This window comes from Arenimonas soli, from assembly GCF_014643775.1.
Lineage (GTDB): Bacteria > Pseudomonadota > Gammaproteobacteria > Xanthomonadales > Xanthomonadaceae > Arenimonas > Arenimonas soli.
In genome coordinates this window covers 1049499-1074638 of sequence record NZ_BMKC01000001.1, presented here as the reverse complement: position 1 = coordinate 1074638, position 25140 = coordinate 1049499, and the positions used below count along the sequence as shown (strand labels likewise).

Below are 25140 nucleotides of genomic sequence, written 5' to 3'. Positions count from 1 at the left end.
GCCGCTCAGCGCACCACGTGCCAGCGGGTTTGCCGGCCCGCCGGAAACTCGAGCGTTTCACCGTCGAAGTACCCGCCCTGCTCCAGCTTCACCTGCACCCAGGTGTCGTCCCATTCGGGCACGGGTGAACGTACGTTGCCTTCGATGGCGTAGGCCGTCGACGGATGCAGGGCCCACTCGCTGCCCGGCGTGCCGCCCTGCTGCGCGTCCCACATGCCGATGGTCGGACCGGCGGCGTGGCCGAAGAAGCCCAGGGGATGGGTATAGGTGCTGGCGGCCAGGCCTTCCTTTTCCACCGCGGCATGGGTGGCGTGCAGGATATGGTCTCCGCTGCGGCCGGCGACGAAATTCGCGGCCAGCAGGTCCTGCCAGCGGTTGCCCGCGGCCAGGGCCTTGCGCAGGCTTCGTGGCACTTCGGTTTCGCCTTCGCGCAGCACGTAGCCCATTTCCTGGGTGTCGGTGCACAGCTTGAGATAACAGCCGCCGATGTCGGTGTGCAGCACGTCGCCACGTTCGATGATGCCGGTGCTGCCGCAGAAAACGCTGTCGCGGGTGCAGTCGTCGCCGGCGCGCTGGCGGTTGACGTCGGGATGGAACCAGACCGGCATGCCCAGGGATTCGAGCCGCTTGCGGATGTACCAGGCCACGTCGTCGGTGTGGGTCTTGCCGGGCTCGATCACCTGGTTCGAAAAGGCTTCGGCGATGATCGCGCGGGCCGCGGCCATCGCCGCTGCGTGGTGCGTGCGCTCGGACGCCAGCCGCGTTTCGGTCCAGCGCACCACCAGGTCCTGCGCCGACACCAGGCGGCTTTCGTGGCCGTCCGGCAGCACCGCCAGCAGGCGCTGGTGCAGCGCGTGGCTCAGGCCGTCGGCGATGGCCCAGTCGCGGGACACGTTGATGCCGATGCGCCCGGGATCGCGGTCGGCGATCAGCTGGCCCAGGGCCTGCCACTGTTCATCCAGGTCACCGCCCGCCCAGGCCGATTCGTAGGGACCGCCCAACGGGTAACGATTGACCGCCAGGCGCTCGACCGTGCCGTCCGCGCGGCGATGGAAGGCCAGCAGCGTGGTCCGGCGCGCCGCGAAGCTGGGCTGCGGCACCAGGGTGAAATAGACCGGGTCTTCGGCGTATTCGCGCGACAGCACCAGCCACATGTCCAGGTCGGTCTCGGCCATCAGGCGCGGCAGCAGGGATCCAAGCCGCTCCTCGAGAATCTGGTTCTCGACCGCGATGCGTGCCTCGGGCGCCAACAGGGTCGGCATCGGCGGCGAATCCGGGGCGGCCAATACGGGCGCAGGCAGGAAAAGCAGCAGGGCCAGGCCCCAGGGATGGCGATGCATGGTGTCGTGGTTCCCCCGTCGAACGTTGGCGCTGAGCATACCTTCGGCGGGCGCCGGCGTCGGGACTTCCGGCCCATGCGGGGCCGGCGCCGGCCGGGGCAGCATCAATCCCTCCCCTGGCCGGCCCTTCCTGGTGCACCTGCAGCGAATATCCGCCTTCTCCGAGTCCGGCCGTGGCGGCAATCCCGCCGGCGTGGTGCTGGCCGACGTGCTGCCCGACGAGGCCACCATGCAGTCCCTGGCCACCGAGGTGGGCTATTCGGAAACGGTCTTCGCCGCACCCACCGGCGATGCCTGGCGGGTGCGCTATTTCTCGCCGCTGGCGGAAGTGCCCTTCTGCGGGCACGCCACCATCGCCCTGGGCGCGGCCCTGGCCGGGCGCGACGGCGACGGCGTATACGCCCTGCAGCTGAACCAGGCGCGCATCCAGGTCGAGGCCTGGCACGAAGACGGGCAGTTGCTGGCGGCGCTGCAGTCGCCACCCACCCGCAGCCAGGCCCCGGACCCCAGCCTGTTCGCCGCGGCCATGGCCTTGTTCGACCTGGGGCCGGCCGAGTTCGACCCGCGCCTGCCGCCGATCCTGATGCATGCCGGCGCCGACCACCTCCTGCTGCCCTTGCGCGAACGCCGCCGCCTTGCCCGCATGGACTACCCGCTCGAAGCCGGCCGTTGCCTGATGCAGGACGCCGGCCTGACCACGATTGCCCTGGTCGTCGCCGAAACGCCGCGCCTGTTCCACGCCCGCAATGCCTTCGCCGTCGGCGGGGTGCTCGAAGACCCGGCCACCGGCGCGGCGGCGGCGGCCCTCGGCGGCGCCCTGCGCGACCTGGGCTGGCCCCATGGCGGCAGGGTTGAAATCCTGCAGGGGCATGACATGGGCGTGCCCTCGCGCCTGCACGTGTCCATCGGACCCGGCTCGGGCGCGCCGGTACGGGTCAGCGGCGCGACGCACCGCATCCAGGCCGCCTGAACCCTACTTCTGCAGGAACTCCACCAGCTGCTTGCGCTGGTTGGGTCCGAGCAGCCGCAGCAAGGGCAGCAGCCGCCCGATCACCGCCGGCAGCTTCGGCACCACGTCCTGCACGCGGCCGGCCTGCAGTTGTTCAAGGACCTCGTCAACGCTTGCCACCGTCCTGGCCGGTGCTGCCGCGGCGGGTGCCGGCGCCGAGGGCGCCACGGGTTCGGCAGCCACGGGCTTGGCAGGCGAGGGCTGGGCAACGTTGGCTTCGGTTGCTTCGGTCGCTGCAGACGCTTCAGTGGCAGCGGGCGCCGCCGGTGCCAGCACCGCCAGGCCAGACTCACGCGCCACGTCCAGGCGTGCCTGGCAGGCATCCATCGCCTCGTCCGGCCCCAGGCTGGCATCGGTCAGCGGGCTGAGCACCGCGGCGTGCAGCACCACCGCCACCGGTTCTCCCTCGTGCATCGGCGGGCTGGCCATGATCTCGGCCTGGACCCTCTCGACCATGGCGGCGATGCCGGCTTCCTCGCCGCCCGGCAGGCTCAGCGCGAAGCTGCCCAGGCCGACGCGCGCGGCGGTGTCTTCCTTGCGGATCCGGGCGCGCAGCAGGCGGGCCACCTGCAGCACCAGGGCTTCGGCGACATCGCGGCCGTTGTGCAGGAAGAACCGCTGGAAGTCCTCCACCTCCAGCCGGACCAGGCAAAGCGCCTGCCCGTGCCGGCGCGCATAGGCCATGTCCTGGCGCAGCCGGTCCATGAACCCGGCCTTGTTGGCCAGGCCGGTCAGGCCGTCCAGCATCACCTGCGACTGCAGCTGGCGGGTGACGCGCTGGTAGGTGGAATGGGCGCGGGCCCGCGCCACGAGGTCGGAGGTGGTGAAGGGTTTGGTGATGAAGTCGGTGGCTCCCAGCTCCAGTGCCTTCATCCGCGCCGTTTCGTCGTTCTCGGCGCCGGTGACCACGATCACGGGCAGGCCCTGGATGCCCGCGTCCTGCGCACCGCGGATTTCGCGAAGCAATTCGTAGCCGTCCATGTTGGGCATGTTGAGGTCGGTGAAAACCACCTGGATGCCGGTGTCCCGGCCAACTTGTCCCCAGGCGTCCTGGCCATCGTCGGCGGTGATGACGTCGAATTCGTCGCCCAGCATCTTGTGCGCCGCCTTGCGCATCAGCTTGGAATCATCCACCACCAGGATGCGGGCCTTGCCCGTGCCCTCGACGCTCATTGGCTGCCCCTGCCGTGACGGTCCCGCCCCACGTTACCGCAAGCCCGCCGGGGTACCCAAGAGCGGCATCACAGTTCCACGCCCGCTCAGGGCTGCCAGTGGAAGTCCAGCGTCCCGGTGACCGGCGCGGCCGCTGCTTCCCGGAACAATCCGTCGCCGCGGGTTTCGAAGCGCACCCGCAGCCTGCCCGACCGCTGCTCGACCACGATCACGCCGCTGCCGCTGGGCAGCATGCGCCGGCCCCGCGACGGATTTGCTTCTTCGGCCAGCACGACCTCCCCCACCCCGGCGCGGGCATGCTGGTCAGGGTCGCCCAGCGACACCGCCGCGTATTCGCCGGACAGGTCGGCAAGGTCTTCGGCCACGTTCAGGACCATGCGGGCGTAGAGGCTGTTGTCGGGGTTGGCCAGTTCGAAGCTGTGCGCCACCACCTGTTCGCCGACCCGCGACCGGCTGTGCCTGACCTCCGGCGTCCGGAAGGCGTAGGCCTGCCCGTCAACTTCGAAATGGACCTGGTTGCCGCCAGCCAGCGTTTCCCCCACCGGGGCCGGCAGCACCTGCGGCGCGACGGTGCCGGGCGCGCCGCCACCCCCGTTTCCGCCGCCGACGCAGCCGGAAAACGCCAGCAGGACACCCAGGACCACCTGCTTTGGAATCGCCATCGAACCCGACCCACGGCCACGCCCCGAAAGGCCACTACCCTGGAGTTACGCAGGCCTGCGCCCCACCCGGCCACGTGCCGCGCGCCGCCCGGCAACCAGGTACACCAGCCCCGCAAGCAGCACGGGCACGGCCGGCAGGAGCCACCACGACGACCAGCTCGCGTCGTCGCGTCCGGCCTTGGGTTCCAGCCAGCGGCTGCGCAGCGCCTGGATCTCCCCTTGTGCTTCCAGGTGCGCCAGGCCGGCATCAAGCCGTGCCACCAGGTCGGGGCGGGCCGGATTGATGCCGAAGGCATAGTCGCGCTCGAGCCAGGGCGCGCTGACCGGCTCGACCCCTTCCAGGCCCTGCATGGCGATGGCGTACTGGCCGATGTCGGCCGGCAGCAGGGCGAAATCCGCGTCGCCGCGCGCCACTTCGGCCAGCACCAGGGATTCTTCGTTGACCGGGTGCAGCTCGGCGTCCACGCGCTCGTTGATCAGCCACTCCCAGGCCATGCCGCCGAACTGCACGGCCACCCGCCGGCCGGCCAGCTGCGAAGGATCGTCTATCCACTCCCCGCCGCGGCCAAAGAGCAGGTGACTGCGGCGAAGGAAAGGCTTGCTGAACAGGAAACGCTGTTCGCGGTCGGCCGAGATGAACATCGGTACGACGTCCAGCTCACCGCGCTCAAGCCGGTCCAGGGTGCGGCCCCACTCGCCGAACTCGAAGCTCAGCTCGAGGCCCTGCTGGTTGGCGATGCCGCGCAGCACGGCCATGTCGAAGCCGGCCGCTTCGCCGTCGACGCCCAGGTAGTGATGGGGCGGATAGTGCGGATCGCCACCCACCCTGACCGGCACCGTGGCCTGGACCAGGGTCGCCAGCCCCCAGAGGACGCAGGCGGCCAGTAGCCGGCAAAGACGATTCACCGGCATGCCCGGCCGTTTGGATTCAGGGGTTCGCCGTTGAAGGTGCATTTAGGAAAGACGGCTCCGGCCGGCACGGACCGTGTCGTGGCACCGCTCGGGAAAATCACGTGCAGCAGGCCTCTCATGGGCTGGCAATCCGTTTGAGGAGACTTTGATCATAGGTTACGCGGACCGGCAGGCAAGCCGGCCGCGTGTGGGCGGCTTTGGTCTAGACTGGCCGTGACCGCTTCCCCGAAGCCAAGGAGGTTGCAATGGCCAGTACCGCACGCAAGTCCCCGGCCCGCAAACCGGCGGCGAAAAAAGCCCCCGCGAAGAAGAAGCCTGCCAGGAAGGTAGCCGCAAAGAAGACCGCTGCGAAGAAGAAGCCCGCGAAAAAGACGGCCGCCAGGAAGACCGTGGCGAAGAAGACCACCGCAAGCAAGCCGGCCGCGAAGAAGAAGGCAGCAAAGAAGACCGCGACCAGGAAGGCAGCGACGAAGAAGGTCGCCGCGAAGAAGTCCCCGGCCAGGAAAGCCGCGGGCAAGAAGGCCGCGGTGAAGAAGTCTTCGGCGAAGAAGTCCCCGGCGAAGAAGTCGACTGCAAAGAAGACGACTGCAAAGAAGGCCACTGCGAAGAAGTCGGTGGCGAAGAAATCCACGGCTAGGAAGGCGTCCACCGGCAAGCCCGCCGCCAGGAAGGCCACTGCGAAAAATTCTCCCGCGAAAAAAGCGCCCGCCCGCAAGCCCGTCGCGAAGCCCGCAGCCCGCAAGCCCGTCGCGAAGCCCGCAGCCCGCAAGCCCGTCGCGAAGCCCGCAGCCCGCAAGCCCGTAGCGGCCAAGGCGCCGGCGCCCAAGGCCGCCGCGCCGACACCGATGACCGCGGCCGCGGCACTGGCCCCGGCCCTGCCCGTCGCGGCTGCGGCGGCCAACGAAACCGGCAAGGGGCCGCAGCAGGCCCGTTCGCAGAAGGCGCACATCCCGCTGCAGCGTGAACTGCCCGGCCCGCACGGCTCGAAGTTCAAGCCCAACAACGGCCATCGCTACATGCACCGCAAGATCCCGCGCTGAACCCGCCGGCCGGGCGGCCCACGCCGCCCGGCCCACCCGGTCGCGGCCAGATGTGGTGAGATGCACCCATGTCCTTCCGCCCACGGTACCTCCACCGGCTCACCTACCCGTTCCGCGTGCTCGGCATGGGCCTGGCGGCGCTGCCGATCGGCGTGGTCCTGTACGACCTGCAGGCCGGATGGCCCGCCTGGACCTGGCTGGTGCTGAGCTGCGGGATCTGGCCGCACCTGGCCTACCTGTGGGCGCGCCGAAGCGCCGATCCCTACGCGGCCGAAGCCCGCAACTTCCTTATCGATTCGATCCTGGCAGGCAGCTGGGTACCGATGATGCACTTCAACTTGCTGCCTTCCGCCGTGCTGGTGATCGTGGTCACGGCCGACAAGGTCAACTCGGGCATTCCCCGCCTCTGGCTGCGCGCCCTGCCGGCCATGCTGCTGGCAACGCTGGTGGTCGGGATGGCCACGGGGTTCGAAGTGGACCTGGCCAGCCGCACCGCCGTCATCCTGGCCTGCCTGCCTATCCTGGCCATCCACACCCTTGCCGTCAGCTCCAACATCTACCGGCTCATGCGCCGCGTGCAGGCGCAGAACCTGCAGCTCGAGGAAATGACCCGCCGCGACGGACTCACCGGCGTCGACAGCCGCGGCCACTGGGAACAGCAGGCCCGCCGCCTGCTCCAGCGCCATCGCGAGGAATCGGTGCCGGCCAGCCTGCTGCTGCTGGACATCGACCACTTCAAGACCATCAACGATCGCCACGGCCACGGCGTCGGCGACGACGTGCTGCGGGCGCTGGCCCAGCGCATGCGCGACACCCTGCCCGCCGACGGCATCCGCGGCCGCCTGGGCGGTGACGAATTCGTGGTCGCGCTCGCGCTTCCGACCGACCAGGCGCTTGCGCACGCCGAACGCCTGCGCGCGGCCGTGCAGGCGCTCGAGTTCCCCGACCAGCCCGGCCTGGAGATCTCGATAAGCGTCGGCCTCGCCGCGCCGCCCGCGGCCGGCGACCTGCGCGCCTGGCTCGAGGCCGCCGACGCCGCGCTCTACCGCGCCAAACACGGCGGCCGCAACCGGACCGAACAGCTGCAGCCGCGCGAAACCAGCCACGCACCCTGACCGACGGCAGGACGCCCGCGGCGCGTGATTGCACTACGATGGGCCCAGTCTGACGCCTACGGAGCCTGCCATGACCCGCCGCCTGCCCCTCCTCGCCGCCGCGACCGCCCTGGCCCTGGGACTGGCCACCTGCCAGCCCGCCAACGAAGCGCCCTCGCCCGCCTCAGGCGAATCGGCCGGCGAAACGAGCGCCGCCGATTCCGATGTCGCCGCCAAGGTCGCTGCCTACGCCGAAGTCCCGCTGACGGCCGATCTCTCGCACCTTGCCGCCGGTGACCGCGAGGCCATCCGCCTGCTGCTCGACGCCGGGGCGATCATGGACGCCCTGTTCTGGGAGCAGGTCTACAGCGACAAGGACCTGCTGCTGGCAGGCATCGACGACCCTGCGACGCGCCGGTTCATCGAAATCAACTACGGCCCCTGGGACCGCCTGGACGGCGACGCGCCCTTCATCGACGGCGTCGGCCCACGCCCGCCCGGGGCGCGCTTCTATCCGCCGGACATGGACAAGGCCGAGTTCGAAGCCGCCGACCTGCCCGGCAAGGACGGCCTGTACACCCTGGTCCGCCGTAACGACGCGGGCAAGCTGGTCGTCGTGCCCTACCACGTGCAATGGGCCGACGAACTGGGCAAGGCCGCCGACCTGCTGCGCCAGGCCGCCGAGGTCGCCAGCGACGAAGGCTTCCGCACCTACCTGCGCCTGCGCGCCGACGCCCTGGTGTCGGGTGACTACCAGCCCAGCGACATGGCCTGGATGGCCATGAAGACCAGCCCGATCGACGTGGTGATCGGTCCGATCGAGAGCTACCAGGACGCGCTGTTCGGAACCAAGACCGCCTTCGAAGCCTTCGTTCTGGTGCGCGACATCGAATGGAGCGAACGCCTGTCGCGGTTCGCCGCGCACCTGCCGGCGCTGCAGCGCGGCCTGCCGGTGGACGAGGCCTACAAGTCCGAGCGACCCGGCTCCGACGCCGATCTCAACGCCTACGACGCCATCTACTACGGCGGCGATGCCAATTCGGGCGCAAAGACCATCGCCATCAACCTGCCCAACGACGAACAGGTGCAACTGGCCATGGGCTCGCGCCGCCTGCAGCTCAAGAACACCATGCGCGCCAAGTTCGACAAGATACTGGTGCCGATTTCCGACGAGCTCATCGCCGACGACCAGCAGCAGCACATCACTTTCGACGCATTCTTCGAAAACGTGATGTTCCACGAGGTCGCGCACGGCCTGGGCATCAAGAACACGCTCGACGGCAAGGGTACGGTGCGCGAGGCGCTGACCGACCTCACCAGCGCCTACGAAGAAGGCAAGGCCGACATCCTGGGCCTGTACATGATCGGCGCGCTGGGCGACATGGGCGAGCTGGACAAGCAAAAGCGCATGGACAACTACGTCACCTTCCTGGCGGGCATCTTCCGCTCGGTGCGCTTTGGCGCTTCCAGCGCGCACGGCAAGGCGAACATGGTCGCCTTCAACTGGCTGCAGCGCGAGGGCGCGTTCAGTCGCGACCCGGCCACCGGCGCCTACCGCGTGGACTACGACAAGATGGAAGCGGCGGTTGACTCACTGTCGGCGAAAATCCTCACCCTGCAGGGCGACGGCGACTACGACGGCGCGCAGGCCCTGCTCGATGAAATGGGCGTCATCGGCCCCGACCTGCAGGCCGATCTCGACCGCGTCGAAGCCGCCGGCATTCCGGTGGACATCGTGTTCAAGCAAGGTCCGTCGGTGCTGGGGCTGTAAGCCCCGGCACGTGGCGGGCGAGGCCTCTGGCTTGCGTAACACCTCCAGTCACGGAGACCGCCACATGCCCCGACACTTCGCCGCCGTTCTTGCCGCCATCTCGCTGGCCTGGCCCCTGGCGGGGACCAGTGCCGAGCCGACAAGCGAAGAACTTTGGCGCCGCCAACCGCCGCCCTTCAAGCTTTACGCCGATGGCATGTCGGCACCGGCCGATGGCAGCGCGGCGCGGGAAATGCGCGGCTTCGTGCTGCCCTGGCTGCTGCCGCCGCTGGACCCGAGCCCACGGCGGGTTGCCGCACTGGAGGCGGCCGCGTCGCACAGCGCGATGCGCATGGCCGCCATCGGGCTCCGGGCGCCGCGGATCCACCGCCGCGACGGCGTATACCCGATCTATCTGGTCCGCGACCTGGGCGGCTCCGCCGCGCAGTACGGACCCGGCTTCGGTGAGGTTGGCATCACCGAACTCCGCCGCATCTACAACGATGACTGGGACCGGGTGGTGATCGTCGGCGAGGCCGCCGGATTCGGCAGCGACATGCCCATTTTTCCGGAGCAGGTCGCCAGCTCCGTGGCCCATGAACTCTTCCACGGCGTCCAGGCCAGCTATGCCCACTGGAGCGGCCACGACAAGAGCGATGCGCACGAACAAAAGTGGGTGACCGAGGGACTGCCCGAAGCCATCGGCGAATGGTCGATCCAGGGACTTTCGTTCATGGGTGGCCCGCCATTCGACCCGCGCCGGCGCTTCGCCAGCGGCAACCCGCGCTTCGGCATGTCGCTGGGCATGCGCCCCTACGACTACCCCCTGGACATGCGCGTCGCACCGATGCGCATGCCGATCTACCCGAATGGCGACACCCCGGAAAAACGCCGTCAGATGGCGTCTTACATGACCAGCTCGTTCTGGAGCTACGCCTGGGACCACAGCATGCCCGCGGGAAAGGCATGGACGCCGATGTCGCGGGCGTTGCTGCTGCGCACGCCGCAAACCGGCACCGCCAGCCTGCGCGAAGACTCCGTGACCTGGACCAACCAGACCCTGGCCCGGTACCACCCCGCGTGGACGCGTGGACTGTATGACGCCCTGCCTGCCTTTATCCCCTGGTGGGTGGCGTTCCCCGACGAAGTGATGCGCAGTCGCCGGGGTGAGTTCGCCCATTCGCGATGGCTGGGACATGCCTTCATCGACGGCTGCCCGTTGTACGAATTGAACGAAGCCAACCCCACGGCCTCGTTCAAGGCGCCCATTCGTGAACTGGCCGCTTACTGCGTGCGGGTGAGGTGGACCGGGGCATCGGTCGGCAGGAGTGGCTGGCCAGCGGCCGCCCTGGTCGTGGTGCCCGCCGACGGAGGTGGCGAGGCCGCCCTGTCCGACCTGCACCTCGGCCTGCACGGCACCAACCTGGGCAAGTCCGACCCCTACAACGACCCGAAATCCGGCTTGCCCAGCCTGGCTTGGGGCGGCCTGTCGCTCGACCCGCTGCATCCGATGGAAACCGACGGCGAAGCCGTAATCACCTTCACCAATGTTGCCCGGGACCCACTCGCGACCACCCGCCGCATTTACGAGATCCACGTGGGAATGGCGACCGCCACGGTGACCGGCCAGCTCGACAAACCCGCCGAGGAAGGCTTCCGGCCGGCGTCCCGCGTGCGCGTCGGCTCGCGCCGCTCGGTGCAACCCGGCACGGTGGTGCCCTTGCCGCCCGGTGATTCATTGTCCTTGGCGCTGACGCCGTCGCCTGCCGCCGGCAAGGACGATTGCAGTAATGCCACCGCCAAGACCGCCGGCCAGGTGGCCCTGGGCATGGACAAGGCAGGCCCGGCAACGGGCACCGGCAACCTGATGTCGATCTGCCTGGAGGTGGCCGCCACCGCCACGCGGGCAAGCCTCCGGCCTGCACGCCAGCCCGATGTCGAGCTCAAGCTTCCGGCGGTAGCCGACGGCCATTCCGGCCCTATCGATGGCGGCGAGGTCGTTGCAACCTGGACCGACCCCGATCTGGGCAAGCCTGGCGTGCAGCATGTCCACGCCCGGACCCGGGACGTGCAGCTGCAGATCGAGCAAGCCAACCCGGCATTCGTGCGCGGTCGTTTCGTCGCCCGTTTCACTGCGCCTGCCGACACCGCCAACGGTGAGCTGCGCGGGGATTTCGTCACCTGGCGGGCGCCGACGGACCAGCGGCTGGCCGTCTCCGACCCCCTTGACTACGCGTCCAGCGACCTGTTGCAGACCTTCGCCGCCATGGGCAGGAGTCCCGAAGAAATGCGTGCGCAGCTCGGCCGGCGCAAGCCGCCCCGGCAGCGCAGCCCGTCACCGCCGCCGGACGGCGCCGGGGAAGCCTGCCCGATGGACTGCGCCGCCCTGAGGACCGGCAAGGTCAGCCAGGCCTGTCGCCAGCTGATGCCGGCCGTCTACGAAGCATGCCCACAGGAAGGCGAAACGCGTCAGGACGAAATCCTTTCACTTGCTACCTGGCTGTACCGGGATCTGCCCGAACCGACGCGCTCGGAACTGGTCGGCGGTTCAGTGGACGCCGTGATGGCGATGCCAAGCGCCCTGCGCGAGGACTGGGCGCGCAAGATCAGGGCCCAGCGCGAAGCCGCCGGCGACTGATCAGGCTTGGGCGTTGTAGGACGGCGCCTGGCCCGCCGAGGCGAAGAACATCAGGTAGATCAGCCGGCCGTTTTCGAGCGAGTCGCCGAAGGCTTCGCCGGCGGTGTGCCACAGCCAGGGCCGCAGCAGCACCAGGCGGTTGAAGCGCATCGGTACGCGCATGGTCATTTCCCAGGCGTCGTCGTTCATCGTGTCGCGCTCGAGGATGTCCGCGATCATCTGCCTGGCGCTGGGATAGCCCTGTGCCCGGGCTTCGTCGTCGCTGATCGGGCCGCGGTCGCTGTGGGTGGCCCGGTGCCGGAAAAATTCGGTGCCGCCGCGGCAATCTTCGGGCCGGCTCAGGTAAAGGATGCCCGACCAGTGCGCGGTGTCCACGTGCACCTTGGCGCTGCCCTGGTCGCCCGCCGTGGCGATGCGGAACTTGCCGTGCGCCTGCGGCGGCGGCATCGCCACCAGCGGTTCGCCGACCAGGCGTGAAACCTCCTGGTCCAGCCCTTCAAGCTGCAGGCGCTGCTGCGAATTGCGGCCCGGGAACTTACCCGGCACCTGGGGATAGTCGAGCCGCAGCGCCGCCTCGCGCAGCTGCACGGCGTTGTCGAAGAAGTCGTCGACGATGATCGTGGTCGTAGGCATGGCGAAGCAGGCTAAAGCGTTCGCCCGCCGCCGTAAACGGCCGACGCAGGGATCAGCGCAACTGGCTGTCCTTGCTGCCGCGGCGGTTATAGGTGCCGCCGGCGGCCTGGTCCTTGTCCGAGGCCTCCTGGCAGGGCACGCACAGGCGGACGCCCGGCAGCGCGCGACGCCGCGCCTCGGGGATCGGCTCGTCGCACTCTTCGCAATGCGCCAGGCTCGGGCCCTTGGGCAGCTGGCTGCGGGCGCGCTTGATCGCGTCCTTCACGGTCGCGTCGATCTGGTCCTGGACAGCGCCGTCGCCGGCCCAACCGGTCGCCATGGCGGTCTCCTGGGGAGGGGTCAAGAAGGGCCGCCATTATAGTCCGGCGCCGGTGGGCGCGCCCCGCGGGCTTCAGCCGCGGGCCAGCTTCAGCCGCCGCAGCCGCCGCAGCACACCGAGGGCTGGGGCTGGATGGCGGTCGGACCGACCGGGTAGCCCGCTTCCGCCAGCAGCCCGGCCAGTTCGCCGGTGGTCAGCTGCGCGGCGACGCGCAGGCCGGCGTGCAGCGGATCCAGGTCGACCAGGGCCGCCGGATCCACCTCGCACAGCGCCTTTCGCAGCGCGTCCAGGTCCACGTCGGCCTGCGGCATTACTACATTGAATTCCATGTTCGTTTTCCTGCGCGTGGGCCCTTTGGCCGCCAGGTGCCCAGCGTCGCCCACCCGGCCCGGGCACGCCCTGACCCCGGTCAAGTCGCCGTCACGCGCCCTTGTCAGTAAGCATTACTAACATTGCTTGAGCCGCCGACTCGCAACCATGCAGACTTCAAAAGGTTTAATTACTATCGGGTACCAACTTTGGACCCGTGGCCCGCCCCGTTGAGCGCCGCCTGCTGCAGGACCGCACCGCCGGAAACCCTGTACGCCGGGTTCTGCCGAACCCTGGCGACCGGCGTGCTTTGGCTGGTGCTGGCCGCGGCCGCCGTGGCGGCCCCGCCGGTAGCGCAGCTCGGCCCCGGCGTGCAGGAACTGGACCTGCTGCCGCATCTTTCGGTGCTCGAGGACCCCGGACAGGAACTGCAGCTCCGGGACCTGCTGAAACCCGAGGCTGCCCGCCGCTTCGTACCGCTGGGCGGGCGCACCGCCAGCTTCGGCTACAGCCGGTCGGCCTGGTGGCTGCGCGGCTCGGTGACCAACACCGGCGACCAGCCGCGCGACCTGGTTTTGCGCCAAAGCTACGTGCTGCTTGACTATTTCGACCTGTACCTGGTCGACCAGGGGCGCGTGCTGCAGCGCTGGACCACCGGCGACACCCTGCCCTATTCCACCCGGCCGATCCCACATCGCGACTATCTGTTCCCGTTGACGATCGCGCCGGGTCAGTCGCTGGACATCTACCTGCGGGCCCGGTCCGAGGGTCCCGTGAACGTCACGCTGGCGCTGTACGCGCCCGAGGCCCTGGTGCCGGGGCTGGGTGCCGAACAACTGGCGATGGGTGCGCTGTTTGGCAGCTTCGTGCTGCTCGCGATGTGCACCGCCCTGCTGTACGGCTTCGTTCGCGACGAAGCCTTCGCCTATTACCTGTGCTACGTGCTTTGTTACGGCGGTTACATGGCCGTGTTCAACGGCATCGCCCAGCAGCACCTGTGGCCTGAGACGCCTTCGCTCTGGGGTGTGGGCCAGGTGGTGCTGCTTATGCTGGCGCTGCATTTCCTGCTGCTGTTTTCGCGCAGCCTGCTGCGCGCCAAGGGCCGGTCGCGATGGCTTGACCGTGCCTTCGGGGCACTGCAGGTGGCCATCTTCACGCTGATGCTGGCGTCGCCCTTCGTGTCCTATGGCTCCTTGGTGAAGCCGATCACGGTCATCGTTGCGATCACGGTGTTCATGGTGGTGGCGATCGGCATCAGCGGGCTGCGGGCACGGCAGGCGGCGGCCGGCTATTTCCTGCTGGCCTGGTCGGTGTTCCTCGGTGGCGTGCTGCTGTACCTGGTCAAGTCGGTGGGCCTGCTGCCACACACCTGGCTGACCCAGTACGGCTTCCAGATCGGCACCATCTTCGAGTTCGTGCTGCTGTCGGTGGCCCTGGGCATTCGCGTCAAGGAAATCCGCCAGCAAAGCCGCACCGACAGCCTGACCGGGCTGGCCAACCGGAGCCGCTACGACGAACTGGTCGAACACGCCTTCGCCCAGGCCGCCAGCGCCGGCACCACGCTGGGGCTGCTGGTGATCGACGTCGATCACTTCAAACACGTCAACGACACCCACGGCCATGCCGTGGGCGACCGGGTGCTTGAAGGCGTGGCCGAATCCCTGCGCCGCCAGCTGCCGCCGCAGGCCGTGGCAAGCCGCTACGGCGGCGAAGAGTTCGTCGTGCTGGTGCCGCGCACCGACGGCCCTGCCCTGATGACGCTCGCCGAGCAGCTGCGCCGCGCGGTCGCCGCCAGTTCACCGGCCATCCCGGTCACCGCCAGCATCGGCGTGGCCAGCACCGAGGACCACGCCTTCGCCGATCCGCGCGGCCTGTTCCGCGCGGCCGATGAAGCGCTCTACGCCGCCAAGCGCACGGGGCGCGACCGCGTGGTGGGCTGGAACGACGACCTGCCCCGGCACCCGGCGACGCCGGTGGCGGTCGCTCCGTGAAGTTCGGCGTCGTCGCCGCGCTGCGCGTGCTCGCCTTGCTGCTGGCCCTGGCGCCGCTGGCCGCGGCGCAGGACTCTTCCAGCGGCATCGGCGCGAACCTTTCGCCGCTGAAGGTGCCCGCCGGCAACCCGCCGACGTTCACTACCTTCACTCCGCGCGACGGTCTGGGCGACGAAATCTGGAGCACCGTCGGCCAGGGCCCGGACGGCTTTGTCTGGGCCGGCTCGGCGTCCACCCTGTCGCGTTTCGACGGCTACCGCTGGCACGAGGTTCCCGATGCCCCGGGCCGCAGCCTGGTGCGCGACATGGCCAACGACCGCCAGGGCCGGCTGTGGGTCATCTTCGAACGCGAAGGCCTGGCCTACTACGACGGCAAGGGCTGGCACCGGGTCGGCGAGGCGCGTTTCCACCAGCGCTTCTCGACCGTGGGTGAGGGCGATTCGCGCGAACTCTGGGTGGCCCACAACGACGGCCTGGCGCGGCTTGAAGGCGACACCTGGGTCGAAGACCCGGGCAACCCCGTGGGCAATCTTGGCCGCGCCATCGCTTTTGCGCGGACGGCTAGCGTGGGCGGCGAACCCCGCGAATGGCTGGCCACCGCCGATCGCGGCCTCTGGTACCGACGCGCCAGCAGCGAAGCCTGGCGCCGCCACGAACACCCGACCCTGGCCAACCTGGCGCTGACCGATATCAAGCGGGTCGAGGACAGGGGCGTGGAGTCGCTGTGGGTGGTCAGTTACGGCGGCGGCGTGGCGCGACTGCGCGGCAACCAGCTGCGCCTGTGGCGCGCCGAAACCGGTGAGCTGCCCACCGAAGCCGTGTATTCGGCCGTCGCCACCCAGGATGCCGATGGCGAAGCGCAGGTGTGGATGGCGTCGCGCGCGGGCTTGCTGCGTTTCCGCGGCGAACGGGTCGATGTGTTCGACCGTCGCCACGGCCTGCCCGCGGAAGCCGTGCGCGGCATCAAACTCCAGCACGGCAGCGACGGGGTCGAATCGCTGTGGCTGGCCACCGAAGGCGGTGTAGCCCGCGCCACGCTTGCCGCCAGCCCCTGGAACACCGTGTCCCTGCTTGGCGCCGCCGACAACGGCAGCTTCGGCGTGCTGGTCGAACCCGACGGCCGCGGCGGCGAACGCCTGTGGGTGGGCTCGTCACGCGACGGGCTGGCGCTGCTTGAACAGGGCAACTGGCGCTATTTCCGGCAAGGCCCTGGCGGGCTGCCGGCCCGGTCGGTGCGCGGCCTGTGGCGCATTCCCGGCGACGACGGCCGCCTGCATCGGGTGCTTGCCCAGCCCGGGGCACCCCTGCTCGAAATCGACGGCGATTTCGAATTCCGCCCCATCGACGTGCCCTGGCCGGTACAGCCGGAAACCGGCGCCAACCACGTCATCGCGCGTCGCATCGACGGCCAGGTGGAATGGTGGGCCGCCACCAACCATGCCGGCGTGCACCGGCTTCGCGGCGGCGAGTGGACCAGCTTTCGTTTCCTGGGCGAGGAAGGCCACAGTTCGGTGCACTGGCTGCTGGCGCAAACCGACGCCCAGGGGCGCGAATGGCTGTGGGCCGCGGACTCGCGCGGTATCGCCCGCTTCGACGGCCAGCGCTGGCAGCGCCTGAACGGCGACCTGGGCCTGCCCCGCGACGGCTTCCGTTCGCTGGCGATCCACGAGGAAAACGGCCGCGACGTGCTCTGGGGCAGCAGCACCCACCACGGCATCGTGCGCCTGGACGTGCACGATCCCCTGCGCCCGCTTCGGATCACCCGGGACGCGCCCCCGCCGCCGCCCGACCCCACCATCTACAGCACCCTGCGCGACAGCCAGGGGCGCATCTACGTGTGCACCAACAATGGCGTGCAGCAACTCATCCCGCGCGCGGACGGCGGCTGGAACGAGCGCGTGTTCCGCCGACGCGATGGCCTGGTACACGACGAGTGCAACACCAACGCGCAGTTCATCGACAACCACGACCGCTACTGGGTCGGCACCCTGGGCGGCCTGTCCATGTACGACCCGAACCTGAGCCTGCCCGGCCCGGCGCGTTCGCCCAAGCCGCTGCGCCTCACCGCCCTGTACCTGGCCGGCGACACCGTGCCCCTGCCGGCCGACGGCACGCTGCGCCTTCCCTCGGGCCGGCATGAGCTTCGCGTCGAATACAGCCTGCTCACCGGCCTGCGCGAACGCGAGTCGATGTACCGAACCCAGATGCTTGGAATGGAACGCAATCCCGGTGCCTGGACCACCCAGCGCGACCGGACCTTCTCGGGACTGGCGCCGGGTGACTACCGGCTCCGCATGGAAGCGCGCGACTTCGCCGGCATCGAGGCAACGCCGATCGAACTGGCGGTGACGGTGCCGCCGCTGTGGTGGCAGCAGGCCTGGTTGCAGGGACTGGCCGTGGTCGCGCTGCTGCTTGCGAGCCTGCTGCTGGTGGCGCTGTACAACCGAGGCCTGCGCCGGCGCCAGCGACAGCTGCGCCAGGAAGTGGCGGACCGCACCTCCGCGCTCAACGACGCCAACCAGCGCCTTACCGAACTGTCCTACCTGGACCCATTGACCGGCATCGCCAATCGCCGGCGCCTGGTCGAGGCCATGAAGGCGGAACTGCAGCGCGCCCTGGAACAGCAAAAGCCACTGGGCCTGATCGTCGCCGACGTCGACCATTTCAAGCAGTACAACGACCGCTTCGGCCACCTCGCCGGCGATGCCGCGCTGCGCGCCATCGCCACCGCCATGGGCAGCGCCATGCGCGAACAGGACCTGGTGGCGCGTTTTGGCGGCGAGGAGTTTGCCTGCCTGATGATCGACGCCGACCTTGCCACCGTGCAGCGCGTGGCCGAACGCATGCGCCTGCTCGTCGAAGCATTGCCGCCGCGCGCCCTGGGCAACGACACCCAGACGCTGACCATCAGCGCCGGCGTGCTGAGCCGGGTTCCGCTACCCGATGACACGCCCGAAAGCCTGTTGCACGATGCCGACCTGGCCCTATACGGTGCCAAATCGGCAGGCCGCAATCGCGTCCGCGCAGCGGCCACCTGACGGATTCCATCCAACGCAGGGAACCATACATCGTGGGAAAAAATTGCCTCGCCTGGCTGCTCGCGGCCTGCACGTGCCTGGCGGCGGACGCCGCCAGCGCCGAAACCTTCGAACGAATCACGCCCGCGCAGGCGGGCTACGACGCGGACCGGCTTGAGCAGCTCCGGTTGCTGCTAAGCGAGCGGGGATCGGAAGCGATGCTTCTGCTCAAGGATGGCAAGGTCTTCTTCGAATACGGGGACATCGACGCCAAGCGACTCGTGCACTCGATGCGCAAGCCCCTGCTCAGCGCGCTCATCGGCACTGAACTCGGGCGCGGCTGCCTGGACCTGGACAAGACGCTTGCCGACTACGGCATCGACGAACGCCCACCAGGTCTCAGCGAAGCAGAGAAGTCCGCGACCTTGCGGCAAGTGCTGCAGTCGAGGTCCGGTGTCTACCATCCGGCGACCGCCGAAACCGAGGACATGGCGGCTGCCCGGCCGGCCCGGGGAAGCCACGCCCCGGGCACGCACTACTACTACAACAACTGGGACTTCAACGTCGCCGGCGCCATCTTTGAAAAATGCGCAGGCCAGGGCGTGCACGAGGCTTTCGCGGAACGAATCGCGGCCCCTCTGGGCATGCGCGACTTCACGGGTCGCATTGTTTCGCTGCCCGACGTCGCCGCCCTGCCCGTCTGGGCGGATGGCTTCCGCCAGCTGGAACCGGACGTCTCCCGCTACCGGGCCTACCATTTCCGCCTTTCCGCACGTGACCTGGCGCTGTTTGGCCAGCTTTACCTGCAGCGTGGCCAGTGGCAGGGGCGTTCGCTGGTGCCGGCGGACTGGGTGGACGAAAGCACGGCGCCCGCGTCGGTGACCAATGCCGATTATGGGCTGGCCTACGGCATGCTCTGGTCATCACTGGTGCCCGGTCCGGACCAGAAACGGCCGTCGTTCTACCACGCCGGCGTCGGGGTGCACATGCTCGGCGTCTACCCAGACCTGGACCTGGTGATGGTGCACCGGGTGAACACCGAACAACCCTACTCTTTCAACGGCGGCGACCTGTACGCCGTGATCCGGGCCATGCACGGCGCCCGGAACGATTGAACCGCCCGCGGATTACGGGTCGGCGCGCCCCACCGAAGTCGGATAACCCAGGGCCACCCAGCCGCCGATGCCTTCCCACAGCACCGCCGTGTTCTTGAAGCCTTCCTCGCGCAGGAACCTGTTCACCGAATCGGCGGCGGCGCGCGGGCATTCGCAGTAGCTGATGATCCAGGTGCCGTCCTTGGGCAGTGACCCGATCACGGCCTCCGGGTCGGAGTAATACGGGATCGGCACCGAGCCCTTGATGTGGGCCAGTTGCCACATGGACGCCACGCGGGTGTCGAGCAGCACCAGCCGGCGCTTTTCCTTCAGGATGCGGTCGAGGTCGGCGGCGGTGATGTAGTGGCCGTTCTTGAACTCGAACTCCGGCGCCTCGCCGTCGGGGTTGAGCACCGCATCGGCCAGCGCCGGCGGCGGCACCAGCGGGCGCGGCTCGGCGTTCCAGCCGGTGGCGCGGCTGCGCAGGAAGGCGGTGACGTCGTCCATCTGGGTCGGCGACAGCGTACCGGCGAAGCCTTCCATCGGCGTGCCGTCGCGGCCGTGTTCGATGGCATGGCGAAGGAATTTGTCCGGCGTGGTGGCCAGCATGGCCGGGTTGCCCAGGGCCGTGCCGGTGCCGCCCTCGCCTTGCCCGCCGTGGCAGCTGGCGCAGTGCTGCGCGTAAACGGCCGCGCCGGCCTGGGCATCCCCCGCCACGCGTTCGCTGCCCAGCCGCAGCGGTTCCGGGCTGCCGCCCTTCTCGCGCAGCCAGATCACCATGCGCCGCACCTCGTCCAGGCTCATCGGGCCGCCGACTTCGTCCAGGTAGCCGCCCATCGGCGTGCCGGGGCGGCCATAGGCGATGGACTCGCGCAGCAGCCAGGGAAAGGCCGTGCGCAGGAGCGATTCGGACTTGAGCGATGGCGCGTGGTCGTTGGCATGCCCGGCCCGGTCGGCGCCGTGGCACAGGGCGCAGTAGCGCTGGTAGTCGGCCTCCGCGGCTGCGGCATCTTCGGGCAGCAGCGGCGGAATGGGCCGGGGAGCGGCGGCCTGGACCAGCGGCGAGGCCAGCAGCAGGGCCGCCAGCAGGAAGCTGGGACGTGATGTGTTCATGCCGGTCTCGCGCTCCGCAGGGACGGACCCCTACTGTGCCATACGGCCGGTCCGCGATGGACCGGCCATGGGCCGGCGAAGCACGGGCCTCAGGCCGCGCTTTCCGCCCGCCAGGCAGCCAGCAGCTCCGCTTCGCGTTCCCGGGAAATGCCGGCGCGCACCTCGGCCTGGCGTTCCGCCGGCAGGCCCTGGTACCAGGCCAGCAGGTCGGCCACGGTCGTGGCCAGCGGCCGGAACGTCAGCCCGGCGGCGATGGCGCGGGCATTGCTGACCGTGCCGTAGCCCGAGTACGGCGAGCCGGCGCGCGGCACCCAGATCGGCAGCGCGACTTCGTTCTTTTCAATGAACTCCAGCGGCACGTGGGTGAAGCTGGCCGGCCCGCCGGTCACCGCGTGGCAGCCGTGCACGGCGGCGTCCATGGTCAGCGTGTAGTCCGGGCCGCAGGCATTGAACACGCCGGTGGTGCCGTTTTCGGCCAGGCGGATCATCCACTCGCCCAGGTCGCGGCCATCGATGATCTGGATCGGGTCGTCGCCGTCCCCGGGCACCATGATTTCGCCACCCTGGGCGATGCGCCTGGGCCAGTAGGTGAATCGGTCGGTTTCATCGCGCGGGCCGACGATGTAACCCGGGCGCACGATGGTGACGTTCCTGCCGAACTGCTTGTGTGCCTCGGCTTCGCTCAGGGCCTTGAGCTGGCCGTAGAGCTCCATGTTCGCGCGCATGGTGTCCCAGGTTTCGGCCATGGCGTCCTTGCCGGCGTACTGCGCCAGCGCCGAGTCTTCGTCGATGCCGTGTTTGCTGCCGTCGGCGTACACCGAAATGGTGGAGATGAACAGGTACTGCCCGACGTTGCCGGCCAGCACCTTGCCGGCGTCGCGCACCCAGTACGGCAGGCTGGTGGGGTTGTCGATGCACACGTCCCACTTGCGGCCTTCCAGTGACTTCAGGTCGCCCGTGGTGCGGTCGCCCACCAGCTGTTCCACCTGCCCGGCCCACTCCAGCGCCGGGCGCTTGCCGCGATTGAAGGTGGTGACCTTGTGGCCACGCGCCAGCGCGTAGGCCACCTGGAAAGGCCCGGTGAAGCCGGTGCCGCCCAGGATCAGGATGTCCAGGGGCTTTTCCGCCTTGGGGACGTCCGCCACGGCCGCGGACGCGGCGGCGAAGGACGGCAAGGCGGCGCCGGCGGCCGCGAGGGCCCCGAGCTTGAGCAGGTCGCGACGGGTGGTCATGGTGTTCCCCAGGGTTGGTTGGCACGGCGCCAGGCTCGCACAGTGGCAGGCCCCGGGGCCGGCCGCACATGGCGAAAGTTGGGGGCCCGCCCGTCAGCGCCTGGGCTGCAGGTGGTCGCGGCGTTCGGCGATGGCCTTGGCCGCGGCCAGGATCACGTCGCCGGGGATGCGTACCGTGTAATCCGGATGGCTGTAGCCGAACTGCAGCGTGCCTTCGGCATCGACGATGAAGACCGACGGCACCGGCAGGGCACGGTGGCTGGCGCCCGACGCGGCTTCCAGATCGATGCCGAACTCCCTGTACTGCGCCGTGGTGGCATCGTCCACGCGGAAGCCGATGCCGAAGGCGCGCAGGGCATCGGCCTGGCTGTCGGACAGCAGCGTGTAGGTCAGGTCACCGGCGTCGAGCGACTTCGACAGCTCCTCCGGGCGGTCGGGGCTGATGGCGATCATCTGGTAGCCCAGCGCCTTGGCCTGGTCCTCGACCAGGCGCAGTTCGCTCAGCTGCAGGTTGCAGTACGGGCACCAGCCTCCGCGGTAGAAAACAAGGATGGCGGGCTTGCCACCGACCTGCTTGGCCAGCGTGGTGGGCTTGCCCTCGACGGTGCGCAGGGCGACGTCGGGCATCTTCGAGCCCAGCAGGATCGGGCGGATTTCAGTGGCCGAGGCGGCGATTTCTGCGGCGGCGGCCCAACCGCTGGCGGCGGTGAGCATGAGTACGGCAAGGGCATGGCGGATCATGGAGGTCTCCAGCGTGGGTTCCCTTTGCCAGAGTGCCGCAAAGGGCAAAAGGATGCGCGAATCCTTCAATTGGCGCCGAAGCGGGCCGACTTCAAGCCGGCCCTGGCCGGTCCGGGGCCGTCCCTGGCCCCGGTAAGCATCAGGCCAGGCTGTCGATGACGGCCTGGGTAAAGGCCGGGATGTCGTCGGGCTTGCGGCTGGTGATGAGGTTGCCGTCCACCACCACGTCCTTGTCCTGCCAGCGGCCGCCGGCGTTTTCCAGGTCGGTGCGCACCGACGGCCAGGAGGTCAGGTCGCGGCCCTTGGCGATGCCGGTTTCGGCCAGCAGCCAGGGCGCGTGGCAGATGGCGGCGATGGGCTTGTTGTCGGCGTCGAAGCTGCGCACGAAATCCAGCGCCGCCTTGTTGACGCGCAGCTGGTCGGGATTGATGACGCCGCCGGGCAGCACCAACGCGTCGTAGTCCTGCGCCCTGGCGCCGGACAGCGCGACGTCCACGTCCACCGATTCGCCCCAGTCCTTGCCCTTCCAGCCCTTGATGCTGCCCGACTCGGGCGACACCACGTCGACGGTGAAGCCGGCCTTCTTGAGCTTCTCGCGCGGGTCCATCAGCTCGGACTGTTCAAAGCCGTTGGTGGCGAGTATCGCGATGCGCTTGTTCGTGCTCATGCGTGGGCTCCTGATTCTTTGGGGGGAGCCCGAGTATCCCGACCCGGGTCTGGCCCTGCAGTGAACAGGGAAAGCAGCACGCGACCGACAGGGCGAAGAGACCGGAAGCGCAACGGGCCTTCGCTTTCAGCAGTGGGCCAGGGCGTAGTCCAGGGCCGCGCGCACCGCGGCGACCTGGGCGTCGTTGCACTGCTGCGGCGTCGCCCGCGGGCTGTCCGGATAAACCTCGGTGGTGCTGCGGTATTTCGCGCGGGTGATGCCGGCACACAGGCCGAGGTCGCGGCAGGGGTAGTTGATGACGCCGTGCGCCACCACCTTCGACCCGATGATCTCGCCTTTTTCGTCGGCCGGGGCGATGTGGGTCACCTTCTCCACCTCGGCGATGATGGCCTGCTGGAACGCCGGCTGCGGGTCCTCGGTGTCCCCGACCAGGTAGAAACCGTCCGGAATTCCCTCGGGCTCGGTGCCCTTGCCGTCGCGGGCGGCCTTGGCCGGGCGGAATTCGGAATCGTCGGAATCAGTCGTTTCGTGCAGGTCGATGTGCAGCACGAACCGGTCGGCCATCGGCGCAATGAAGTTCAGCAGCGCCGCCGATTCGGCGCAGGGACTGTCGGCCACGAAGTTGCGGTTGGGGTCGATGGCATGGGGATTCCAGCGCTGCACGCGCTCGTAGGCCCAGGGGCTGACGCAGGGCACCACCAGCACGTTGATCCGGCCGTCGTAATCGGCCAGGTGGCGTTCGACGAACTGCAGCGCGCCGTGCACGCCGCTGGTTTCGTAACCGTGCACGCCGCCGGTGACCAGCGCGGTGGGCAGCGCGTCGTCCCACTGCTTGCTGCGCAGCGCGTACAGCGGATAGCTGCCGTCGGGGCCATGGTCGATCGCGGCGTAGGCCACCACGTCGGTGCTGTCGCGCAGCTTTTCGATGCGCGCCAGGACGTCGGCGGCGTAGCTGCGGCTGGCCTTCTGGCTGGCGCGCCACTGGGCGCGTTCGTGCTCGCCCCAGGGCTGGCCCGGGGTTCCGATCGGATAAAAACGGGGGATGGTCACGTGCTGGTTCACCGTGGGTCTGGATTCGCGGCCAACGATATCACCCGCGCCCGTAACGCCCCGCGAACGGGCTCGCGGCCCGGCCGCGCCTACTGCGCCCGTTCGGCGAGGTTGCGCGCAACCACGCGGCCGTCCGCCAGGGACACGCTGACCACGTGCGGCCTGCGGTCGAGCACGTGGTTCTTGACGGTGGTCTTCCAGCCGTAGAACACCAGGTGGTCGCCCGCCGGCCAGAAACGGGCGCCGAACCCGCTTTCGTCGCCCAGCGGCAGCGCCGCCTGCCAGCGCGGCTGCAGGTCCTGGCCCAGGCGCGCCAGCTGCAGCGTGCCGGCGTCGTCCACGCGGTCGGTGTGCAGCACCAGCAGGTCGCCGTTGTCGGTGGGCATGGCTTCGCCGGTGAACGGGTCGCGCACGAAGCGGGCGCGCAGCAGCACCGGCGAATCCGGCACGGACTCGGCGGCGACGATGCGCAGCAGGCGCTCTTCGAAGCGCACGGTTTCGTCCAGCCGGACCTCGTGGAACCGGCGCCGCGCCATCGGCCCCTGGTCGGCGATCGAATACGGGTAGCTCGCCTTGTTGCCATTCTCGTCGTTCACGGCGTCCAGGGCTTCGCTGTCGGCGAGCAGGGCCAGCCAGCGGCGGTCGTCGCGCGGCACGTGCCGCACCTTGGGCTGCATCGGCGGCGTGGGGATGATCCGCGGCATGCCGTTGGCCCGGGTGGGCAGCTCGACCTTCTTCGCCGGTGGCGGCGCCCAGTCTTCGATGGCCAGCGATTCGCCCGCCAGGCGCACCGTGCGGCCATCGGCCAGGGTGACCACCGGGCCGCGGTCGAATTTCCAGAAGCGCGCATCGGTGGGCAGCAGGCCTTCGAGCGAGGGCTGCGCGTCCAGCAAGGCGTCCGGACCCAGGACAAGTTCACCGCGGGTGGCGTCGACCACGTAGGGGGCGCTGTCGATCAGCAGCCAGATGCGATTGCCGTCCTTGCCCAGCATGCGGCCACTTACCGACGAGCCCACCACCTTCGAAGGGTAACGCTGGAACGGCTTGAGGTCGGGGTCGCCGTAGGTCGCCAGGCGCAGGGTCCAGCTGGGTTCAAGCGTGGCGCCGTCGTAGGCGCTGAGGTCGAAATGGAAGTAGGTGTCCTTGCGGAACATCGTGATGCTGTGGCGGCCCCCGCCCACCTTCACCTCGCGCACCTCCTCGAGCTGGGTGAGCACCACGAAGTCGGCCCCCTCGTCGTGCTGCACCAGGCCCGGGTTGCCCTGGATCTCGGGTTCCTCGTAGTGGCTGCTGTTGCAGCCCGCCAGGAACAGCGCGACCACCGCCAGCCACGCGTACTTCACGCCCATGGACTTC

General features: G+C 69.3%; 21 protein-coding genes. 8 read left to right on the top strand and 13 right to left on the bottom strand.

What is annotated here, in order from left to right:
- Positions 1-5: 5 nt before the first annotated feature.
- A complete protein-coding gene (locus tag IEX13_RS05130) occupies positions 6-1340 on the bottom strand; it encodes a M24 family metallopeptidase (protein ID WP_188661933.1) in 1335 nt (444 codons plus the stop codon).
- A 133-nt stretch (positions 1341-1473) separates the two neighbouring features.
- Here IEX13_RS05130 and IEX13_RS05125 point away from each other — a divergent pair, with 133 nt between their 5' ends.
- The gene (locus tag IEX13_RS05125; protein ID WP_188661931.1) at positions 1474-2310 is read left to right on the top strand and encodes a PhzF family phenazine biosynthesis protein; all 837 of its coding nucleotides are present in this window, start codon (positions 1474-1476) and stop codon (positions 2308-2310) included.
- Between the two features lie 3 nt (positions 2311-2313).
- Here IEX13_RS05125 and IEX13_RS05120 read toward each other — a convergent pair whose 3' ends face one another.
- From IEX13_RS05120 to IEX13_RS05110, 3 genes are all read right to left on the bottom strand, one after another.
- Positions 2314-3522 (bottom strand): GGDEF domain-containing response regulator, encoded by a 1209-nt coding sequence (locus tag IEX13_RS05120; RefSeq protein ID WP_188661928.1) that lies wholly within the window; start codon positions 3520-3522, stop codon positions 2314-2316.
- Between the two features lie 86 nt (positions 3523-3608).
- Positions 3609-4184, bottom strand: a complete 576-nt coding sequence (locus IEX13_RS05115) for a hypothetical protein (RefSeq protein ID WP_188661913.1) — start codon at positions 4182-4184, stop codon at positions 3609-3611.
- A gap of 45 nt (positions 4185-4229) precedes the next feature.
- Positions 4230-5096 (bottom strand): transporter substrate-binding domain-containing protein, encoded by an 867-nt coding sequence (locus IEX13_RS05110; RefSeq protein ID WP_188661911.1) that lies wholly within the window; start codon positions 5094-5096, stop codon positions 4230-4232.
- Positions 5097-5341: 245 nt separating this feature from the next.
- Here IEX13_RS05110 and IEX13_RS05105 point away from each other — a divergent pair, with 245 nt between their 5' ends.
- From IEX13_RS05105 to IEX13_RS05090, 4 genes are all read left to right on the top strand, one after another.
- Positions 5342-6136 carry a histone H1-like repetitive region-containing protein gene (locus IEX13_RS05105; protein WP_188661909.1) on the top strand — a complete coding sequence of 265 codons (795 nt, stop codon included), beginning with the start codon at positions 5342-5344 and terminating at the stop codon, positions 6134-6136.
- Positions 6137-6204: 68 nt separating this feature from the next.
- Complete coding sequence (locus IEX13_RS05100; RefSeq protein WP_188661907.1) at positions 6205-7251, top strand: diguanylate cyclase; 1047 nt, start codon at positions 6205-6207, stop codon at positions 7249-7251.
- Between the two features lie 70 nt (positions 7252-7321).
- Complete coding sequence (locus IEX13_RS05095) at positions 7322-9001, top strand: dipeptidyl-peptidase 3 family protein (RefSeq protein WP_188661905.1); 1680 nt, start codon at positions 7322-7324, stop codon at positions 8999-9001.
- Between the two features lie 64 nt (positions 9002-9065).
- Complete coding sequence (locus tag IEX13_RS05090; RefSeq protein ID WP_188661904.1) at positions 9066-11618, top strand: hypothetical protein; 2553 nt, start codon at positions 9066-9068, stop codon at positions 11616-11618.
- Here the strand turns inward: IEX13_RS05090 and IEX13_RS05085 are convergent, their stop codons facing one another.
- The 3 genes from IEX13_RS05085 to IEX13_RS05075 all read right to left on the bottom strand — a co-directional run bounded on the left by IEX13_RS05085 (position 11619) and on the right by IEX13_RS05075 (position 12899).
- The gene (locus tag IEX13_RS05085; RefSeq protein WP_188661902.1) at positions 11619-12251 is read right to left on the bottom strand and encodes a DUF6445 family protein; all 633 of its coding nucleotides are present in this window, start codon (positions 12249-12251) and stop codon (positions 11619-11621) included.
- A gap of 52 nt (positions 12252-12303) precedes the next feature.
- Positions 12304-12570: a DksA/TraR family C4-type zinc finger protein gene (locus tag IEX13_RS05080; RefSeq protein ID WP_188661900.1), complete on the bottom strand. Its 267-nt coding sequence runs from the start codon at positions 12568-12570 to the stop codon at positions 12304-12306.
- 89 nt (positions 12571-12659) lie between these two features.
- Positions 12660-12899: a hypothetical protein gene (locus IEX13_RS05075; RefSeq protein ID WP_188661898.1), complete on the bottom strand. Its 240-nt coding sequence runs from the start codon at positions 12897-12899 to the stop codon at positions 12660-12662.
- Between the two features lie 210 nt (positions 12900-13109).
- On the opposite strand from IEX13_RS05075, the gene IEX13_RS05070 reads away from it, so the two are divergent.
- The 3 genes from IEX13_RS05070 to IEX13_RS05060 are packed head-to-tail and all read left to right on the top strand — an operon-like array spanning position 13110 to position 19002.
- Positions 13110-14870, top strand: a complete 1761-nt coding sequence (locus tag IEX13_RS05070) for a diguanylate cyclase (RefSeq protein WP_188661896.1) — start codon at positions 13110-13112, stop codon at positions 14868-14870.
- On the top strand, positions 14867-17908 hold the full coding sequence (locus IEX13_RS05065; protein ID WP_188661894.1) for a ligand-binding sensor domain-containing diguanylate cyclase: 3042 nt from the start codon (positions 14867-14869) through the stop codon (positions 17906-17908). The genes IEX13_RS05070 and IEX13_RS05065 overlap by 4 nt, the downstream gene beginning before the upstream one ends.
- A gap of 32 nt (positions 17909-17940) precedes the next feature.
- Positions 17941-19002 (top strand): serine hydrolase domain-containing protein, encoded by a 1062-nt coding sequence (locus tag IEX13_RS05060; RefSeq protein ID WP_188661892.1) that lies wholly within the window; start codon positions 17941-17943, stop codon positions 19000-19002.
- 12 nt (positions 19003-19014) lie between these two features.
- Here IEX13_RS05060 and IEX13_RS05055 read toward each other — a convergent pair whose 3' ends face one another.
- From IEX13_RS05055 to IEX13_RS05030, 6 genes are all read right to left on the bottom strand, one after another.
- On the bottom strand, positions 19015-20094 hold the full coding sequence (locus tag IEX13_RS05055; protein WP_188661890.1) for a c-type cytochrome: 1080 nt from the start codon (positions 20092-20094) through the stop codon (positions 19015-19017).
- A gap of 89 nt (positions 20095-20183) precedes the next feature.
- Positions 20184-21326 carry an NAD-dependent epimerase/dehydratase family protein gene (locus IEX13_RS05050; RefSeq protein ID WP_188661888.1) on the bottom strand — a complete coding sequence of 381 codons (1143 nt, stop codon included), beginning with the start codon at positions 21324-21326 and terminating at the stop codon, positions 20184-20186.
- Positions 21327-21419: 93 nt separating this feature from the next.
- Positions 21420-22067, bottom strand: coding sequence for a peroxiredoxin-like family protein (locus IEX13_RS05045; protein WP_188661886.1), 648 nt, complete (start codon positions 22065-22067; stop codon positions 21420-21422).
- A 139-nt stretch (positions 22068-22206) separates the two neighbouring features.
- Entirely contained in the window at positions 22207-22734 is a 528-nt protein-coding gene (locus IEX13_RS05040; protein ID WP_188661884.1) for a type 1 glutamine amidotransferase domain-containing protein, read from the bottom strand.
- 126 nt (positions 22735-22860) lie between these two features.
- Positions 22861-23784 (bottom strand): M14 family metallopeptidase, encoded by a 924-nt coding sequence (locus IEX13_RS05035; RefSeq protein WP_188661882.1) that lies wholly within the window; start codon positions 23782-23784, stop codon positions 22861-22863.
- 89 nt (positions 23785-23873) lie between these two features.
- Positions 23874-25133: a PA2928 family protein gene (locus IEX13_RS05030; protein WP_188661880.1), complete on the bottom strand. Its 1260-nt coding sequence runs from the start codon at positions 25131-25133 to the stop codon at positions 23874-23876.
- Between the last annotated feature and the right edge of the window lie 7 nt (positions 25134-25140).

Bases quoted from the DNA above. Each gene is read 5' to 3' on its own strand.
- IEX13_RS05130 (WP_188661933.1), bottom strand. From the start codon at position 1,340: ATGCATCGCCATCCCTGGGGCCTGGCCCTGCTGCTTTTCCTGCCTGCG.
- IEX13_RS05120 (WP_188661928.1), bottom strand. From the start codon at position 3,522: ATGAGCGTCGAGGGCACGGGCAAGGCCCGCATCCTGGTGGTGGATGAT.
- IEX13_RS05115 (WP_188661913.1), bottom strand. From the start codon at position 4,184: ATGGCGATTCCAAAGCAGGTGGTCCTGGGTGTCCTGCTGGCGTTTTCC.
- IEX13_RS05110 (WP_188661911.1), bottom strand. From the start codon at position 5,096: ATGCCGGTGAATCGTCTTTGCCGGCTACTGGCCGCCTGCGTCCTCTGG.
- IEX13_RS05105 (WP_188661909.1), top strand. From the start codon at position 5,342: ATGGCCAGTACCGCACGCAAGTCCCCGGCCCGCAAACCGGCGGCGAAA.
- IEX13_RS05100 (WP_188661907.1), top strand. From the start codon at position 6,205: ATGTCCTTCCGCCCACGGTACCTCCACCGGCTCACCTACCCGTTCCGC.
- IEX13_RS05095 (WP_188661905.1), top strand. From the start codon at position 7,322: ATGACCCGCCGCCTGCCCCTCCTCGCCGCCGCGACCGCCCTGGCCCTG.
- IEX13_RS05090 (WP_188661904.1), top strand. From the start codon at position 9,066: ATGCCCCGACACTTCGCCGCCGTTCTTGCCGCCATCTCGCTGGCCTGG.
- IEX13_RS05085 (WP_188661902.1), bottom strand. From the start codon at position 12,251: ATGCCTACGACCACGATCATCGTCGACGACTTCTTCGACAACGCCGTG.
- IEX13_RS05080 (WP_188661900.1), bottom strand. From the start codon at position 12,570: ATGGCGACCGGTTGGGCCGGCGACGGCGCTGTCCAGGACCAGATCGAC.
- IEX13_RS05075 (WP_188661898.1), bottom strand. From the start codon at position 12,899: ATGGAATTCAATGTAGTAATGCCGCAGGCCGACGTGGACCTGGACGCG.
- IEX13_RS05055 (WP_188661890.1), bottom strand. From the start codon at position 20,094: ATGAACACATCACGTCCCAGCTTCCTGCTGGCGGCCCTGCTGCTGGCC.
- IEX13_RS05050 (WP_188661888.1), bottom strand. From the start codon at position 21,326: ATGACCACCCGTCGCGACCTGCTCAAGCTCGGGGCCCTCGCGGCCGCC.
- IEX13_RS05045 (WP_188661886.1), bottom strand. From the start codon at position 22,067: ATGATCCGCCATGCCCTTGCCGTACTCATGCTCACCGCCGCCAGCGGT.
- IEX13_RS05040 (WP_188661884.1), bottom strand. From the start codon at position 22,734: ATGAGCACGAACAAGCGCATCGCGATACTCGCCACCAACGGCTTTGAA.
- IEX13_RS05030 (WP_188661880.1), bottom strand. From the start codon at position 25,133: ATGGGCGTGAAGTACGCGTGGCTGGCGGTGGTCGCGCTGTTCCTGGCG.